Source organism: Brachyspira intermedia PWS/A, assembly GCF_000223215.1.
In the GTDB taxonomy this organism is placed as follows: Bacteria; Spirochaetota; Brachyspiria; order Brachyspirales; family Brachyspiraceae; genus Brachyspira; species Brachyspira intermedia.
The window spans coordinates 666,011-683,092 of sequence record NC_017243.1 but is presented as its reverse complement, the minus strand read 5'-3'; the positions used below and the strand labels follow the sequence as shown (position 1 = coordinate 683,092).

The following is a 17,082-nucleotide window of genomic DNA, read 5'->3' as shown; positions in this document are numbered from 1 at the left end:
ATTAATTATCTTTTAATAATTTGCTAACATCTTTAAAACAAGGAACTTTGCAATGTTCTATATGACCGAATATTACCATTTCAGTATTTACAATATTTGCACCAAGTTTTCTCATTTGTTCCAAAGCTATTTCTTTATTTTCTTTTGTTCTAGAAGTACAAGCATCAGCAACTACATACACATTATAACCATTTTCAAGCAAATGCACAACACTATAATATACGCATACATGAGTTTCTATACCAAAAATAACTATATTCTTTTTATTGATTTTATTAAACTCTTCTACAAAATCTTCTGCTCCAAATATGCTGAAATATTCTTTAGCAAATAGTTTGCAATTTTTAGGAAACTTTATTCTTTCATCAGTATGACCAAGACCTTTAGGATATTGCTCTGTAACTAGAACAGGTATATTGTGCATATCAGCAACTCTAAAAAGCATATTAGTATTTTTGATAACAGATTCTGCATCATAAACAGCAGTTGTTAATTTACCCTGCTCATCTATACATATATATAAAGTATCATCTTTATTGATTAGAGGTTGTTTCATTACTCTCATAAATAACTCCTTAAATATAATTTATACAAATTATATTGTAAAATAGAAAAAAATACAATAAAAAAGGGGAAACTATTAAAGTTTCCCCTTAATCTATTAATTAGTCTTTTATTTCCAAACTAATTTAATTATTGAGCTTGTTCTTGAGCAGCACCAGTGTCAGCAGCACCTGTATCAGTAGTAGTACCCTGATCAGCAGCAGCACCGTCACCTATACGTCTTTGTTCAAGATCTCTTAATTCAGCTTGCTCACGTATTCTAGCAGCTTCGATAGCTTGTTTTCTATCGTTTTCTGTTTTTAATAACTGCCAAGTAGCTTCATCATCGATATCTTCTTCGAAATCAACAACTACTACATCGTACTCAATTGTTACGTCTTTAACGTAAGTGATGAAATCTCCACCTTTAGTATCTTTAGTTCTATAGAAACCTAAAGAATCTAATTTAACAGAAGGGATCATTCTAGGATAAAGAGGTTCTCTTACTAATACTCTATCGCGAACATTAGGTAAGTATTCTCTATTTTCCCATCTTACTTGTCTCCAACCATTGAAGTAAACAGTACCCATTGGATAAGATTTTAAAGCGCCAAATTCATTTTGTAAGTTTACAAAGTAGCTAACTAAATAGTTGCGGCCATAAACCCAAGAACTAATAGATTTAATTTCGCCAACGTTATGTATAACACCTTTACCTTCTGTATATTTAGTGCCATCAGCACCGCCATACATTTCAAGTTCAAATACTGGTTTTACTAAAGCATAACTGTTCCAAGCTGCTAATGGGAAATGTACTCTTATACCAAGAACTTTTCCTGCTTCCCAAGCACCATTGTTACCTTTACTGTCTACGTTAGTAACATAAGAATTTCTGCGATTCTCTGTTAATCTAGCAGATTCATTCAACCATACTACCCAGTTATCATTATAAAGATTTTCTGCAACTGGAACTACTTCATTTGTATCACCTTCTCCAGCTTGTAAGTTATCAGCATTACCTGTTAAAGCAAAATCAATCAAAGTTGAGTTTGTTAAACCGTAAGCAGATGCAGCGATAAAAATGGAAGTTAATACTACGAATAACTTTTTCATAATTTATTGCACTCCTTGTACTAATTAATAAGCATAATAATACAACTTTTATACACTAAATTTCTTAATTTGTCAAGCAAATTTAATCAAAAAAATAATTCATTATTTGACATTATCTGTTATTAATGTAGAATCTAGTAAAAAAATGTAATTATGTAAATTAAAAAAGAGGTTTATACTATGGCTGACAAGAAATCACAAACTAAAACTATAAAACCGCCTATATTATTTTCTAAAACTCAGGAAATTATTAATAAAATAAAAAACAATTAGATGCCCCTTTACTTGCATATTGGAATTCTAACGGAGGAAGTGTATGTCAAAATGATGTAATTGTGCTTTCTGATATTCTTAAACATATAGGAAAATGCGATAAAATATACTTTTTTATAAAGAGTTCAGGAGGAAGCGGACAGGCCTCTTTAAGAATAGTGCATCTGCTTAGACAGTCTTGCAAAAAAGTTATAGCATTACTTCCATTAGAAGCGGCAAGTGCTGCTACTATGTTATGTTTAGGAGCTGATGAAATACAAATGGGACCTTTAGCTTTTATAACAGCCGTAGATACATCACTTCAGCATGAATTATCTCCTGTAAATAAAGATAATAGCCTTGTATATGTTAGTCAGGACGAATTAGCAAGAGTTATAAAGCTATGGAAAGAGCAGTCAAATAACAATGACAATAACCCTTATGAACATATATACAAATATATACACCCATTAGTTTTAGGGGCTGTTGACAGAGCTTCAAGCCTATCAATAAAGCTATGTAAAGATATTTTATCTTATCATATGAAAGATCAAAAACTAATAGATGAAATATCAAATTCTCTTAATTCAGCTTATCCTTCACATAACTACCCTATCACTATAAGAGAGGCTAAAAAATTAGGGCTTAATGTAAAAGAAATGGATGATAAATTAAATGAATCTTTAATGTCATTAAATGAATATTATTCAGAAATGGGACAGAAATCATGTACCGATTATGATGAAATAAACTACCATGATAATGAAATATTAAATATACATGAGGGAAGCGGAATACAAATATATTATCAAGAGGATAAAGATTGGCATTATAGGGTTGAAGAAAGAAGATGGATACCTATGAATGACAATAGCTCTTGGATAAAAAATACTTTAATAAATGGCAAACAGAATAGAAGTAAATTTCATATTAGATGATACAATATTAAATCATCGACTCAAATTTCTTTATTACTTCTTGAGGTTTTATTATTTCACGGCATTCAAAAGTTTCTAATTTACATTTTTTGCCTCCACATATACATGCGGGATTATCAGGCTTTTTTTCTATTATCTTGCTTTTAATCCCTATAGGAGAATTTTGATATGCTGGTGTAGCAAAATATAATGCCAAAGTAGGTATTCCAACTATAGAAGCTACATGCATAGCTCCGGAATCATTACCTATAAAACCATCACATAAGCTCAATATGGCAGCTATCATATCTAAAGACATATAAGGTATTATAGGATCTTTTAAAAGCATTGCTGATATTTTATCGGATATCTCTTTTTCATTAGGTGTAGTAATAAATAAAGTTAAAGCATCATACTTATTTGACAAATAATTAGCAACTTCTGCAAAATATTCTTCTCTCCAAATTTTTCCAATACTATTAGTCGCACCTATTCCATAAGCAAATATTTTTTTATTTTTAGGATTTACAGTTTTTAAATAATCCTTTGCTTTATTTAATATATCTTCTTTTATTTTTAACTTAATACGAGGTCTTTTTTTATTGATTCCAATAGACTTAAGTAAATTAACATAATAATCAGAAGTATGTATCCATCTTACCTCTTTTCTATCAACAGCTTTTGTAAGCATAAAATCTCTATAATCAGCTTTATAACCTATACGAGTTTTTATTCCATGTCCAAATACTCTAAAAGCACTTTCAAATGAATTAGGCAAAATCAAAACAGCATCAAAATTATATTTTCTTAATTTTGGAAAATTTTTCAATTCTAAATAATCATCAATTAAATCAGTAGCAGCAAAAATACCCAACATAGATTTTTTTGCCATTACAGTAATCTTTATGTCTTTATATCTTTGTTTTATCAAATGAATCGCCGGCATAGACATAATGATATCTCCAAGCCAATTAGGAGAATGTATAAGTAAATTTTTAATATCTTTCATAAACACCTAATACAATTATAAAAATATAATTAAAAATCATCTAAATCAATAAAGTCGTCCATAAACTTCTCATAGCCTGATATTATACTTTTATAAATAGTTCCTTCAATTATAAAATTACTAGACTTTCTAATATTTTGAAAATATTCATAAAGCATAGAAAAGTCATTTTTAAATATATTTTTCCAAACATCTTTTGCAGATTCAATAACTTCAATATGGTTACAATTTATTATCATATACTTTAATTTATTAGTATTGTTATATTGTGTTGAAATAACCATATCTATATGTTTATCATTAACAAAGGATAATTGATCTTGGCAATACATAGAATTTATAGGACTTTCATCAGTAGGTATTAATTTTTCATTTTCATCTATATAGTTATTAGAATAATAATTTATACCTTTAAATATTAAATTAATATAGAAAGGCTCTAATTTTACATCCATAGATTTTATATCTATTAAAGTATCTGCCAAATTAGTTAAAGCTATGTCATTTAATTTCATAGATACATCATTTTCAGTTATTCTCATATCTTCTATTATAGAGCTATGCATCTGATTAAGACCTATATAATCTATACTCTTTCCAAGTCTCATAGCATTAGCAAATAGGAAATTTTTATAAACATTATCAGATACATGACATCTTTCAAATGTCTCATCATCTAAAATGATGGCATCTTTATCTGAACGTCCTTGATACTGACTATAAAATATAGTTTCATATACACTAGGCGATAACATAGAAGCTATCTCATATAATCTGACATTACTATAATCCATAAATAAACTATATAATATTCCTATATTTTATTTTTTATATCATAATCAATTACAAATAAATCATATTTAGTCAATATTTTAGAATTATTCTGATAAAATTTCCTATCGACACAAGTATATTTTATCGGAATATTTTTCTCTTTAGATAAATTATACGCTATAATTTCACCTTTTTCTATATCATCAAGAGAAGTATCATTCATTAAATGAGTATTATTTATTATACCAGTAACTTTTAAACCAAGAACTGCCTCTATATCAATTAAATGCCCTAATGCTAATTCAAAAGTAGAGTTTTCTTTTCTGTTAGCATTAAATACAAAAAAAACATCTGTTTCGTCAATATCAACATTATTACGAAAAGATGCAAATGATAAACTTCCAGCAGAATTTCCTCCCATATCAATTATACCTATAATCTCTTTTCTTTCAAAGATAGAATATACTTCAGCTGAAACTGCTGGTATATCCGCACCTGACTGAGGAAGGTAGCTTCCTATGACTTTTATGTTTTTTTCTTCTAAATACGAGGAATGCTCTCTGGATCTGAAATAAGGGTTTACAACATCTAAATCTGCAATATAAATATCTTTAGATGTGTAGTTTCTAATATACATACTATAGTTAATAGAAAAAGTAGTTTTCCCGACTCCATAATGACCGCACACTATTGTAACTCTATTATATTTATCCATAATTATTCCCTAAAACCCTTTCATATCTAAAATATAATATATTTCATAATTTTTTCAAATTTTTTTAATTAAATAAATAAAGCTAAATCATATAATTTGCAAGCATAATATTAAAAAGCAGCAAAATAAATTTACTATTTTGAAATAAAATATAACCGATACTATATAACAAGATTGTATTTACAAGGTTTTTTAAAAATAAAATAAAAAAATTTGGGATAAAAAATGAAAAAATATATATTTATTTTGATATTTTTATTTGGATGTACTTTATTCTCTCAATATGCTACAAATGATATTTATATTCCGCCAAATAATAACAATAATAATACGCAAACAGAAGAAAATAATCAAAATAATAATGAATATATAACTAATGATGCTATAATGGGAAGACAGCCTGCAGTAATAGATACTCCTATAACAGGATTTAAAAATATTACTTTAGGTGCTACAAGACAAGATACAATAAATGCAATATTAAGCGATAATACTATGACTTTACCTAAACAGTATATGACTGGTACTGTTGATTTGAATGCTGAAGAAAGTGCTACATTTTTAGCATTAGAAGAAAATAAATTTTATAAAAGCGGATATTTTATATTTAAAAATGATGCTCTATATTCTATCACTATAAATTTTCAGCCTAATCAAGTTGATTTCCTTGAACTATTATCTGCTTTAAATGCCAAATATACTAAAGGTGCATTTTTGAATGCTAATACAGTAGCTTGGCAAAATGGTGATATAAGAATAATATTAGAAAGACCAAGCGTTGTAAAATATATAGATATGAACAATGTTACAACAACTTCAGATACTAGAATAAAAGAGAAAGAAGCTGCTCCTCCGCAAAATACAAGAAAATCTATATTGGAAGGACTTTAATAAATGTTTAAATATATTTTATTAATATCATTTGCTCTATTAGTATCATGCAGTAATAATAACGATGATAAAGAAACTATTAAAAGAGTAGAAATAATTCTTAGCGATGAAGATTTTAAAGAAAATGTTGAAGTAAAAAAATACGATGAAGATAAATTAAAAAATCTAGCATTATCATCTTTAAAAGAATTTTATTCTTTGCCTTATAATCAGGACAGTGTAAGAATAGCTTATGAGAAATTCTATTCTACAAATTATAAAGAAGTTTTAAGAAAAAGTAGAAATATAAGAAATGCTGATGAGTATGTACAAAGTGATCCTTCATTAGATTTTGAATTTGAAACTACAATAGAAAAAGTTTATGATATAAAATTGGAAGGACAAAAGGCTTATATAGATGCCGATTCTTCTGTTTATGACAGAGTAGAAGATACTACTTCAAAGGCAAGACAAACATTTGTAATGTCTTATGAAAATAATAAATGGGTTATTTTATAATTTATTATATTAATTAATACCATAATAATTATCATAAAAAATAATCATTAATCATACTTTTATTTTTACCGAGAATATTAACATAATATTATTATTTAGGAGTTTACCTTGAAAGAGCCAATCTTAGCAGGATTAGATGTAGGAAGTGCATCAATAAAAACTGTCATTGCCCGTGTTAATAATGACAAATTAGATGTTATAGGTATAGGCGAAAGTGAAAGTGAAGGCATCAAAAAAGGAGTTATCATCAATATAGATGCCGCTGCTAATGCTATAGAAAAATCTATCAATGAAGCAGAACATATGGCCGGATTACAAGCTCCTGATATAATTGCAACAATAGGCGGAGATCATATAAAAGGCTTAAACAGTAAAGGAGTAATAGGTGTTAATACAAAAGACAAAGAAGTTACTCCGGCTGAAATAGAAAGAGTTTTAGAAAGTGCAAAAAATATATTGATACCTGCCGACAGAGAAATCATTGAAGCTATAGAACAAGAATATTCTTTGGACGGACAAGATGAAATAAAAAATCCTGTGGGTATGTCAGGAACTAGACTTGAAACTAAAGTGCATATCATAACAGGTCTTAAACATGTAAGCGAGCATTTAAGAAAAACTTTAAATAAAATGCGTTTCTCTGGAAAAGACTTTATAGTTAATATAAGAGGAAGTTCTGAAGCTTGTCTTACTGATGATGAAAAAGAACTTGGTGTAGTAGTATTCGATATAGGACACTCTACTACTTCTCTTATGGTATATTTGGAAGGATCAGTTTGGCATACTGCTGTTATACCTGTAGGAAGTCAGCATATAACTAATGATATAGCCGAAGGTTTAAGAATAACAATACCTTCTGCTGAAAAATTAAAAAGAGATCATGGTTTTGCATTTATAGATATGGTAGGAGAAAAAGAAATCATTGAAGTGCCTACTGCAAGCGGACAAATGCGTACTATACCTAAAAGAGTATTAACTGAAATAATACAGCCTAGAGTAGAAGAAATTTTCAGCTTATGCGGAAAAGAATTAAATAGAATGAAATATATTGATTCGCTCTCTGCAGGAATGGTATTTACAGGAGGAGGTGCATTACTTCCTGGTTTGGTAGAACTTGCTAAAGCTTATCAAACAGCTGTAAAAGGTGCTGCTCCTATTAGTGCTAGAATAGGTGTGCCTGATAAAATTGAAGGCATAAGAGATATAGCAAATAACCCTGCATATTCTGCTGTTATTGGAATACTTATGATGAGTTTAGATGAGGCTACTCAAGTTAATATACCTCATAAAAAAACTTCTGAAAAAGGAAGATTTAAATTCAATTTCAAAAATCCTTTCTCCGAGTTTTTTAAATAATACAATATTGATTTTTATATCTTTATATGTAATAATGAGTCATTATACGAGGCTTTAAAATATGAATCAAGAACCTGATAATGACGATATACTTGCTATAACAATGCAGCTTATACTAGCAAGAATAATTATGATTAGCAATCTTGTAGCTTCTATAAGCTTAATTGTGATTAATGAAGGTATAAAAAGATATTATTTCATTGCTACATTAGTTTTCGCTTTATTTTTAGTGATATATTTTCTTAAGTCTATAAAAATAAAAATGTCTTTAATATATAGCATTATTCTAGCTGTAATAATATTTGCAGCTAATTATTTTTTATAAAAATATTATATTAAATAAATATTAATAAGGATTACTTTATATGGGTTGTTTGGGTGTATTCTTTGCTTTAAGCGATAGAGATTTAAATAAATTATTAAAAACTTCAAGGTTTGAAAGACCTGATTTTATTTCTGAAGATTTGGAAGAAATTTATTTTGAAAAGCATACAAAATATATTTATGAGCTTGATAAATCTTGGGACGCTATGCATAGATGTCTTTCTAATGATGGGCTTTTAGTATTTGGTGATGATAATTATCCTTTTGGCTCTATCATAATGGGGGGAGATGTTTTATACGGAAACGGAGATGATGAGGAAGATTATATTATCACATTAAAAAAACCTAATGTAGTTAAAGATATAGCTTCCAAAATAGAATCTATAACAAAAGAAAAGTTCAAAGAAAAGTATTTTAAAATTGATGAAAAAGATTATGAATATCCTTTAAGCGATGAAGATTTTGAATATACTTGGGATTATTTTTACAGAAGCATAGAATTTTGGAAAAATGCCGCTGATTCAAACAGAGCCGTTATATTCACAGTAGATCAATAATAAAGCAATGATAAAGCATTTCATTTTTATAATATTCATTTATTGTTTAAATGCCTATTCTATTATGCCGGACGATATTTATAAATTAAGCGATTTAAAATACAATGGTTATAATATACAAAGAGAAAAATCTCATATAATAGGATTTCATAAAGATGAATACAATTATGATTTGTTTTTAGAAGATGATAATTTCGATACTAATAATTTATTTATACAAACATTTGATAGAGATGCAGATACGGAATTAAAAATCAATACAAAACAAAATCAAAAATATAATATAAAAATATTAGAAATAAATATAATTAAGTTAGGGCGTATATTAAACACATACAAAATTAATGTATACCCTGCCCTATTTAATTTAGAAATTACAGACGGATACAATAATTATAAATCTATAAAAGAAAATAAATTATTCACAATTAAAATAAATAAAAATATTTTTGATGAGATAAATGAAAGAAATATAAATTCATTTTTAAAAATGGATTTTTATTTAAATGGCAGTAAAAAAATAAAAAATTTTAAAGAAATAAATAACGATACAAAAACTTTTGATATAGAACTTTTCAGCAGATATCCATACTATTTTAATGTTTATAATATCAAAGTAATTTATGATTAATATTATATGCTAATATATACCTAAACAAATATATTTTGTCAAAATAATTTTTTAATTTAAAATATTTGCAGGGCTTTGCCCCGCACCCCAGTTCTTTTGTTGGCACAGACGAAGCCCGCCTACGGCGAGAACCAAAAAGACTGCATTTTGGCTTTAATTTTATGAATTACCTTACATTTAATATAATTTTAGTATGATTTAGTACTAATTTTATACTTGCACTTTTTGCAACTTTTTGCGGCGGGAAAAAGAACAACAAAAAATTAACAAACTTAAAAATTTTTAGTATATACTCATCTATATTATCTATTATCAGGATCGAATCTCTGTAAAAGCCTTATAAGGAAATAAGCTGCTAAAAACATTATAGGACATAAAGCCCATTCTATGCCTTTTGGAAGTCCTGGAAAAACCTGTATAATAGATCCTAATACAAAACCGGATATTATCAAATAAGATGATTTCACATAATGCTCCATCCAATATTCCAAAATTTTTGTAGTAAGTACAACTCCTAAAATAGAGCCTATAGCTAAAGGTGCTAAATATGGAATATATAAATCATGTACGGCATCAATGGTTTCCTGATAAATACCTAAAAGCAAAAACATGTATGACACACTTATACCCGGAAGTATCATAGCTATTGCCACAATCAAGCCTGCCACTATAAGTATAAAATACATAAACATTTCGCTTCTATCACCTGTGCTGCTAAAAAATCCTTCAGGTATTATGGATATTAAATATACTATTCCTGCTCCCAAAAGAATATATATAATGCTTAAAAAATCGAATTTATAGGCTTTGGTTTTATTATAAACTGTATTAAATCCGCCAAGTGCCGCTCCCATAAAAAAGAAAGAAGAAACAGTATAATATTTTTCTATTAAATTAGACAGTGGCTTTGAAATTATTACCATACCTAAAATAGAGCCTACACAGAAAAATATCAAAAATAAAAAGTTAAGTTTGTTTTTTATAAAATAATTTTCATTTTTTGAGAAAGTTAAAACACCGCTTAAAGAAGCAATTAATTTATCATATATGCCGAGTATCATAGCCATAGTGCCGCCGCTGAAGCCCGGTACAAGCATTGAGGCTCCTATGATAAAACCTTTTATTATTGTGTAAATATAATTGCCTAAAATTTTCATAATTTTAAATAAACCTCTTATAACAAACTTAAAAATCATCAATTATTAAAAAAATGATAATATATTATATGAGAATTTTAAGCAAGTATTTTTTACAATTATTTTACCATTTTTTTACAAATATATAATTTTATAAAACTAAATATAGCTAGAAACATTTTCTTATATCTATATTTTTATACCCATTATATTTTAATATGCCTTCATCTTGTGTTAATAAAATTAAATTATTTATTTTTGCGGTAGCTAATATAATTGCATCCGGAAGTTTTATAGAAATTTCTTTTTTTATTAAAATAGTTTCATTTTTAATATAGTTATCTAAATTTATAATATTAATACTGTTAAGAAAATCTTTTATTATATTTTCTTCTTTCGATGTTATTTTTGGATAACATAGTAATTCTATTTCTGATATTATTGATATAAATATATTATATTCATTATCAAGTAGAAATTTACCATTTAAAAAATATATAATCGCATTTGTATCTAGTAATATATTATTTCCATTCATTTCTTATTTCTTTTTGAAATTCTAATGGATCTTTCTCTAAGATTTTTAAACTTCCGCTAAATTTATTTAAATCATTTTTAGAAGAGTTTTTTTGTTTATTAAGTAATAAATCATAAAAATCTATTATCTGTTTTTTTGATTCTTTATCCAATACAGATAAATCCAAAATTTCCATCAGAATTTCCTCTTAAAATGAATTACTCCTCACCTATACTCATAGGCATAATGATATAATAATAATCTTCTCTTTCTATTTCTTTTACCATAGTAGGGCTAGAGTCTTTATTAACCATAAAAGTAACTATTTCAGAATCGATTTGTTTTATAACATCTTGAATATAAGTATAATTATAAGCAACTGAATGTTCTTCGCCTGAATATTTTATGTCAATTTCTTCTAAAGATTCTCCCATCTCTTGGTTTATACCTTTTACTTTTAGAGATTCTTCTGAAACTGTTAATATCATTCTCTTTGAACGAACATCATTAATCATAGGAACGATACGTCTTATAGCATCAAGAAGATCATTTTTATTTACTCTGAAACTATAAGCAAACTCTTTTGGTATAACCTGTCTGAAATTAGGATATTTTCCTTCTATAAGGCTTGATACAAAATCATATTTACCAACTTGGAAATAAACCTGCTGTCCATCTACTCCCATTTTTACTTGTTCTACTTCATCATAATTTGCAGTTACAAGTATCTCATTTAAAACCTTAGGCTCTATGATTATAGAGAAAGAACCATTTTCTACACCTTCAAATTCTCTTTCAATTACAGCCATTCTTCTTCCGTCAGTAGCTACAGCAAGAAATTTAGAATCAGTTTTCTCAAAGCATATACCTCTTAAAGCAGGTTTGAAAGGCTCTTTAGCTATTGATGATATAGTTTTATTAATCATAGTAACTAATTCTTTTGTAGGAAGCATAATATAGCTGATATCTCCATTGCTTTCAGGATAAGCAGGGAAATCATCTGTTTTCATACCTATGATTAAGTGTTTAGTTTTTCCGTTTTCAGATTCTATGTTTATTTTTTCATTCTCTTCAACATTTATAGTAATAAGTCCGTCAGGCATCTCTTTTAATATAGAACTGATTTTCTTAGCATATACAGCCACAGCTCCTTCACCATCACAGTCATCAAGTATTATTCTGCTTCTAGCCCAAACAGAACCGTCAGTAGCAGTTAATGTAAGCATATTGCCTGCAAGATGAAAAAGCACATTGCTTTCTATATTATAAATTACTTTGCCTTCAACAACATTTTCAGTAACACCAATAGATTTTACTATATCTTTTTTTAAACATCTAAATCTCATTGCTTCCTCTTTATTATTATTAATTATTTTTATTTTACTAATTTCTAAAAACTACAATATTAATAACTAATTCTAACATTAAAAAATATTTTTTACAACATATTTTAATTATTATAAATTTGATAAATATTCATATATATCCTCATACCCCTCATATTGTGCTATATCTATAGGAGTAAGTGAATAATCATCTTTTATATAATCTTTAGCACCAAGCTCTATCAAAGCAACAACAGCATCATATTTATTATAATATACCGCCCAATGTAATGCCGTTCTTCCATTATTATCTATTTCATTTAATTGATTGCCGTATTTAGCTATATCTTTTATTATTTCAGTATCTCCGTTAAATACCGCATACATTAAAAGAGTTTTACTTTCGCTATCTCTGATTTTATAATCTATATTTTTTCTATTATCTCTTATAAGCCTTTTTATATCATTAATATTTAATTGATTATTCTCATTAAGTAATGCCTTCATCACTATTGTAAGCCCTTGAGAATCAACTTCATTTATATTTGATACTGAATTAATTTTTTTATTATAATAATTGTATATAAATACAGTAAACAAAACAAATATGGCAAATAAAATAATAAACAAATTATTTTTAGTATTTTCTTTAGTTGAAATTTTTTTTATATTTTTACTATTTCTATTATTTTTATTAGACTTTTTCATAAATTTGCCTTGATTATTATTAATAAACAGTAATTTACATATACTTGTAATAAATAAAATGTATTATTATATATAATAATAATAATAAATTTACTTGAAAAAATTAATATTTATCCTATACTTAATATAGTAGTATTCTAAATAGTAATAATTTTAAGGAGACATAAAATGGAACTATTAGCACATATTCTAGCAACTGAAAACAATGAAGAATTCATTAAGAAACTTCTAACAGAACTCTTCACAAAAGATGAACAAGATATGATACAGCAAAGATTGAGGATAGTCACCCTATTAAGAAAGAAGATGCCTCAATACGAAATAGCCAAACATTTAAATGCTAGCCTTTGTTCAATAACAAGAGGAGCAAAGGAATTAAAAAAAGAAGATAGTGCTTTAGCAATAATAGTCGATAAATATCTTATAAACGATAAAAATTTTCAAGAATCATTAAGTAAATCAAAGTAACAATAAACTAATCTCATCAACATAATCAAAATAGAACTTTTTTATAGATAAATAATTATTAGATATATTAAAATATTTATTATTATTATTTATAATGTGATAATATTTGTCATAAAATTTTTCATTAAAGTAATTATTATATTCATTAATATTTATTCCTTTTACTGTTCTTAGTGAAAGGAATATAAATTCTTTTTTCTAGTATCTATATCTAAATATTCATTTTCTTTTATAGGAAGATTATTATTATCAATAAAATCAAAATAATCTCTAAGCATTTTAACATTACTGTATCTATTATCATTATAACACCCTACAGCCGATACACCTATACCTATATAATCTTTCAAAAGCCAATAATTACTATTATGAATAGAATTATAATTTGGCATTGAATAATTTGAAACTTCATACCTTTTAAATCCAAGTCCTTCCAATGTATCAGATGCTTTTTTATAATAGATGACAGATTCTTCTTCATTAGGCAGTAAATCTTCCCATTTTCTTTGAAGCGAATTGGTTAATTCTAAATAATAAAGTGAAAAATGCTTGGTTTTAGGAAGCAAATCTAATGAAAATAATATATCATCTATTATTTGATTTTCACTATTTAAAGGAAGCCCGCATATGAAATCAAGAGATATATTTTCTAAAGATGATTTATTTATCAGTTTAAGTGTATTTATAATATCTTTTTTATAGGTATGCCTATTTATAATGGCTAAACTCTTTTCATTGAATGTCTGTATACCTAAAGAAAGCCTTATATTTGGTATATTCTCTAAAAAATTAATATATTCAGCATTTATATCATTTATATTTGATTCAATAGTAATTTCTTTTATCAAATTTGTATTTTTTAAATCTTTATTATGAACAATATTTAATATATTATCCAATAAATATTTTAATAAATCGGTGCCCAATACAGAAGGAGTACCACCTCCAAAATATATTGTTTCTATTTCTGATTTATAGTCTGATATTCTTAATTTTAATTCTGATATTAAGCTTTCTATATATTTTTTATATATTTCTATATCATTCTTATTTACAATAGAATAAAAATTACAATAACTGCATTTATATGTACAAAAAGGGATATGTATATAAAGCCCGGACATTTTATTATTTTAAGAAATCTTTTAATGAACTGTATTTCTGAGAATGCATTTTTCTTAATGCTTTTTTCTCTATCTGCCTTATACGCTCTTTAGTGAAAGAAAACATCTCCCCTACTTCTTTAAGGGTTTTTCTTTCCTGATCTATTCCATATCTTGCATTGATAATCTGCTTTTCTATATCTGATAAACTCTCAATGGCAGTCTTTAATTCTTCCATAAGCTCTTTATTTATAGCAGTTTCTTCAACATTTTTTGAAGTTTTATCCTCTATAGTATCAATGAGTCTGTCTTTCATACCGTCATAATTATATTCTCCCTCAAGAGAAACATGTTCTGTACTCATAGACATAATATGAAGTATATCATTAGGGTCTTTATTTAAAATAGCTGCAAGCTCATTAACATCTGGAGTATATCCGCTTTTATAATAGTATTGATGCACGGCTCTTTCCAAATCTACTAAATCCATAGCTTTATTCAAAGGAAGCCTTATAAGTCTTGATTTTTCATTTATAGCCCTTAAAATACTCTGTCTTATCCAATATACAGCATAGGATATAAAATGATAGCCTTTATCCGGATCAAATCTATCAGCTGCTATTATAAGTCCTAAATTTCCCTCACTTATTAAATCTTCAAGTAAAAGTCCGCTGTTTTTATATTGTTTTGCTATTGTAATAACAAATCTCAAATTGCTTCTAATCAGTTTGGATCTTGCCTCTGCATCTCCTTCTTTTAATCTTTTTGTGAGTTCTATTTCTTCTTCTCTAGTTAAAAGCTTTTCTTTTTTAGCATCTGCAAAATATAATGATATGTTATTCTGTTCTTCCGTATTAGTTCTTAACCTGCTTTCTGACATATTCTCATACTCTTAAATTAGTTATTAATTATATAATTTTTAATCATTAAATCAAATTCATAAATATCTATTTGCAAGATCATGTACAACGGAATGATTGAAAGAATGTGAAGACTTATTAGCTACAACTTTGCCTCTTATAGGTCTTCCTAATATATATAAATCCCCAATTATGTCCAAAATTTTATGTCTTACAAACTCATTATCAAAATGAAGTTTAGTATTTATTACTTTTCCGTCACAAAGGAGTATATGACTTCCTATCATACCGCTTCCAGCCATTCCCATTTTTTGTGCATAATCAATATTATCTATAGTGTTAAATGATCTAGCTCTTCCAACTTCTTCTGTAAACTGATCAAAATTATCAAATTTATATGTATATTCCTGTACGCCTATACTGCCTGCAAAATCTATACGAAGACTAACTTCAAGACCATCATAAGGTGAAAGTATTATATAAGTTTCATTATCATTAACAGTACCATAAGTCAAAGTCTGATCTATAACTATAGGCTCTATATAATCATCTTGCTCTACAAAACCAGCCTCTTTCAAAGCATCGCAGAATACTAAAGCAGAACCGTCTACATTGGGTACTTCACCATCACATTTTACTATTAAATTAGTAATACCCATCATATGAAGTGCTGCTAAAAAATGTTCTGTAGTCTTTATATATCTGTTTCCGGAGATTAATGCTGTAGAATTAACTGCTCCTGATTTATCTTTAGAAAGTATATTATTATGGGATAATTTTATATGAGTATTTGTATTAATATCAATAAAAACTATACCTGTATTAACTTCTGCTGGAACTAATGTTAAAGCTGTTTTTCTTCCTTCCATTAGAGCAAAACCGCTTACAACGATACTTTTAGCTATAGTTCTCTGTTTAACCTTATATCCTACATTATTATGATGATGATTTGACTCATTTTCTTCATTATCTAGAGATTCTGTTTTATTTGTAGATTCTTTGAATACATCTTCGCAGCTTGAAAGAAGTTTTGATATACTTATTGGCTTTTCTAAAAAGTCATAAGCTCCCATCTTAGTAGCTCTTACTGCTGTTTCAACACCAGCATGGCCACTCATCATTATAACAATAGTATTAGGGTATTTTTCTTTTATATTGGCAAGTATGTCAAGTCCGTCTACATCAGGTAGCCATACATCTAAAAATACTAAATTTACATTCTTACTATTAAGTATATCTTCTGCTTCTTTATAATTCTTAGCTATATCTACTCCATAGCCTTCATCTTCTAAAATATTCTGACAGGTAGTCAGTATGTCTTCTTCATCGTCTATTATTAATATATTTTGTTTAGTTGTTATTGTTTGCATATTAAAGTCTTCCAA

General features: G+C 27.1%; 21 protein-coding genes. 8 read left to right on the top strand and 13 right to left on the bottom strand.

All coding sequences use genetic code 11. The annotated features are described in order from the left end of the window. Position 1 precedes the first annotated feature (1 nt). On the bottom strand, positions 2-565 hold the full coding sequence (locus BINT_RS03020) for an isochorismatase family protein (RefSeq protein WP_014487084.1): 564 nt from the start codon (positions 563-565) through the stop codon (positions 2-4). Between the two features lie 128 nt (positions 566-693). Further along, positions 694-1,656 (bottom strand): flagellar filament outer layer protein FlaA, encoded by a 963-nt coding sequence (locus BINT_RS03015; RefSeq protein ID WP_014487083.1) that lies wholly within the window; start codon positions 1,654-1,656, stop codon positions 694-696. Positions 1,657-1,991: 335 nt separating this feature from the next. Here BINT_RS03015 and BINT_RS03010 point away from each other — a divergent pair, with 335 nt between their 5' ends. Beyond that, the gene (locus tag BINT_RS03010; protein WP_014487082.1) at positions 1,992-2,846 is read left to right on the top strand and encodes an SDH family Clp fold serine proteinase; all 855 of its coding nucleotides are present in this window, start codon (positions 1,992-1,994) and stop codon (positions 2,844-2,846) included. A 7-nt stretch (positions 2,847-2,853) separates the two neighbouring features. Here the strand turns inward: BINT_RS03010 and BINT_RS03005 are convergent, their stop codons facing one another. The 3 genes from BINT_RS03005 to BINT_RS02995 are packed head-to-tail and all read right to left on the bottom strand — an operon-like array spanning position 2,854 to position 5,323. Continuing rightward, positions 2,854-3,834 (bottom strand): glycosyltransferase family 9 protein, encoded by a 981-nt coding sequence (locus BINT_RS03005; RefSeq protein ID WP_014487081.1) that lies wholly within the window; start codon positions 3,832-3,834, stop codon positions 2,854-2,856. Positions 3,835-3,863: 29 nt separating this feature from the next. Continuing rightward, positions 3,864-4,628, bottom strand: coding sequence for a hypothetical protein (locus BINT_RS03000; RefSeq protein ID WP_014487080.1), 765 nt, complete (start codon positions 4,626-4,628; stop codon positions 3,864-3,866). A 20-nt stretch (positions 4,629-4,648) separates the two neighbouring features. Further along, positions 4,649-5,323, bottom strand: coding sequence for a hypothetical protein (locus tag BINT_RS02995; protein WP_041177207.1), 675 nt, complete (start codon positions 5,321-5,323; stop codon positions 4,649-4,651). 225 nt (positions 5,324-5,548) lie between these two features. Between BINT_RS02995 and BINT_RS02990 the strand changes: the two genes are divergently transcribed. The 6 genes from BINT_RS02990 to BINT_RS02965 all read left to right on the top strand — a co-directional run bounded on the left by BINT_RS02990 (position 5,549) and on the right by BINT_RS02965 (position 9,580). After that, the gene (locus BINT_RS02990; protein WP_014487078.1) at positions 5,549-6,214 is read left to right on the top strand and encodes a hypothetical protein; all 666 of its coding nucleotides are present in this window, start codon (positions 5,549-5,551) and stop codon (positions 6,212-6,214) included. Positions 6,215-6,217: 3 nt separating this feature from the next. Then, the gene (locus BINT_RS02985; RefSeq protein ID WP_014487077.1) at positions 6,218-6,712 is read left to right on the top strand and encodes a hypothetical protein; all 495 of its coding nucleotides are present in this window, start codon (positions 6,218-6,220) and stop codon (positions 6,710-6,712) included. 108 nt (positions 6,713-6,820) lie between these two features. Then, the gene (ftsA, locus tag BINT_RS02980; RefSeq protein ID WP_014487076.1) at positions 6,821-8,068 is read left to right on the top strand and encodes a cell division protein FtsA; all 1,248 of its coding nucleotides are present in this window, start codon (positions 6,821-6,823) and stop codon (positions 8,066-8,068) included. Positions 8,069-8,129: 61 nt separating this feature from the next. Continuing rightward, entirely contained in the window at positions 8,130-8,393 is a 264-nt protein-coding gene (locus BINT_RS02975) for a hypothetical protein (protein ID WP_014487075.1), read from the top strand. A 40-nt stretch (positions 8,394-8,433) separates the two neighbouring features. After that, entirely contained in the window at positions 8,434-8,949 is a 516-nt protein-coding gene (locus BINT_RS02970) for a YfbM family protein (RefSeq protein ID WP_014487074.1), read from the top strand. A 7-nt stretch (positions 8,950-8,956) separates the two neighbouring features. Beyond that, entirely contained in the window at positions 8,957-9,580 is a 624-nt protein-coding gene (locus tag BINT_RS02965) for a hypothetical protein (RefSeq protein ID WP_014487073.1), read from the top strand. Positions 9,581-9,882: 302 nt separating this feature from the next. Here BINT_RS02965 and BINT_RS02960 read toward each other — a convergent pair whose 3' ends face one another. The 5 genes from BINT_RS02960 to BINT_RS02940 all read right to left on the bottom strand — a co-directional run bounded on the left by BINT_RS02960 (position 9,883) and on the right by BINT_RS02940 (position 13,266). After that, a complete protein-coding gene (locus tag BINT_RS02960) occupies positions 9,883-10,737 on the bottom strand; it encodes a DUF368 domain-containing protein (protein ID WP_014487072.1) in 855 nt (284 codons plus the stop codon). 148 nt (positions 10,738-10,885) lie between these two features. Next, entirely contained in the window at positions 10,886-11,254 is a 369-nt protein-coding gene (locus tag BINT_RS02955) for a PIN domain-containing protein (protein WP_014487071.1), read from the bottom strand. Continuing rightward, complete coding sequence (locus BINT_RS02950; protein ID WP_014487070.1) at positions 11,241-11,429, bottom strand: hypothetical protein; 189 nt, start codon at positions 11,427-11,429, stop codon at positions 11,241-11,243. The genes BINT_RS02955 and BINT_RS02950 overlap by 14 nt, the downstream gene beginning before the upstream one ends. A gap of 22 nt (positions 11,430-11,451) precedes the next feature. Beyond that, positions 11,452-12,579 carry a DNA polymerase III subunit beta gene (dnaN, locus tag BINT_RS02945; RefSeq protein ID WP_014487069.1) on the bottom strand — a complete coding sequence of 376 codons (1,128 nt, stop codon included), beginning with the start codon at positions 12,577-12,579 and terminating at the stop codon, positions 11,452-11,454. Between the two features lie 111 nt (positions 12,580-12,690). Next, positions 12,691-13,266: an ankyrin repeat domain-containing protein gene (locus BINT_RS02940; protein WP_014487068.1), complete on the bottom strand. Its 576-nt coding sequence runs from the start codon at positions 13,264-13,266 to the stop codon at positions 12,691-12,693. 168 nt (positions 13,267-13,434) lie between these two features. Between BINT_RS02940 and BINT_RS02935 the strand changes: the two genes are divergently transcribed. Then, positions 13,435-13,734 carry a Trp family transcriptional regulator gene (locus BINT_RS02935; protein ID WP_041177206.1) on the top strand — a complete coding sequence of 100 codons (300 nt, stop codon included), beginning with the start codon at positions 13,435-13,437 and terminating at the stop codon, positions 13,732-13,734. A 170-nt stretch (positions 13,735-13,904) separates the two neighbouring features. Here BINT_RS02935 and hemW read toward each other — a convergent pair whose 3' ends face one another. The 3 genes from hemW to lpxC are packed head-to-tail and all read right to left on the bottom strand — an operon-like array spanning position 13,905 to position 17,067. Further along, complete coding sequence (gene hemW / locus BINT_RS02930) at positions 13,905-14,858, bottom strand: radical SAM family heme chaperone HemW (RefSeq protein WP_014487066.1); 954 nt, start codon at positions 14,856-14,858, stop codon at positions 13,905-13,907. Positions 14,859-14,862: 4 nt separating this feature from the next. After that, complete coding sequence (locus BINT_RS02925; RefSeq protein WP_014487065.1) at positions 14,863-15,717, bottom strand: sigma-70 family RNA polymerase sigma factor; 855 nt, start codon at positions 15,715-15,717, stop codon at positions 14,863-14,865. A gap of 57 nt (positions 15,718-15,774) precedes the next feature. Beyond that, entirely contained in the window at positions 15,775-17,067 is a 1,293-nt protein-coding gene (lpxC, locus tag BINT_RS02920) for a UDP-3-O-acyl-N-acetylglucosamine deacetylase (protein WP_014487064.1), read from the bottom strand. Between the last annotated feature and the right edge of the window lie 15 nt (positions 17,068-17,082).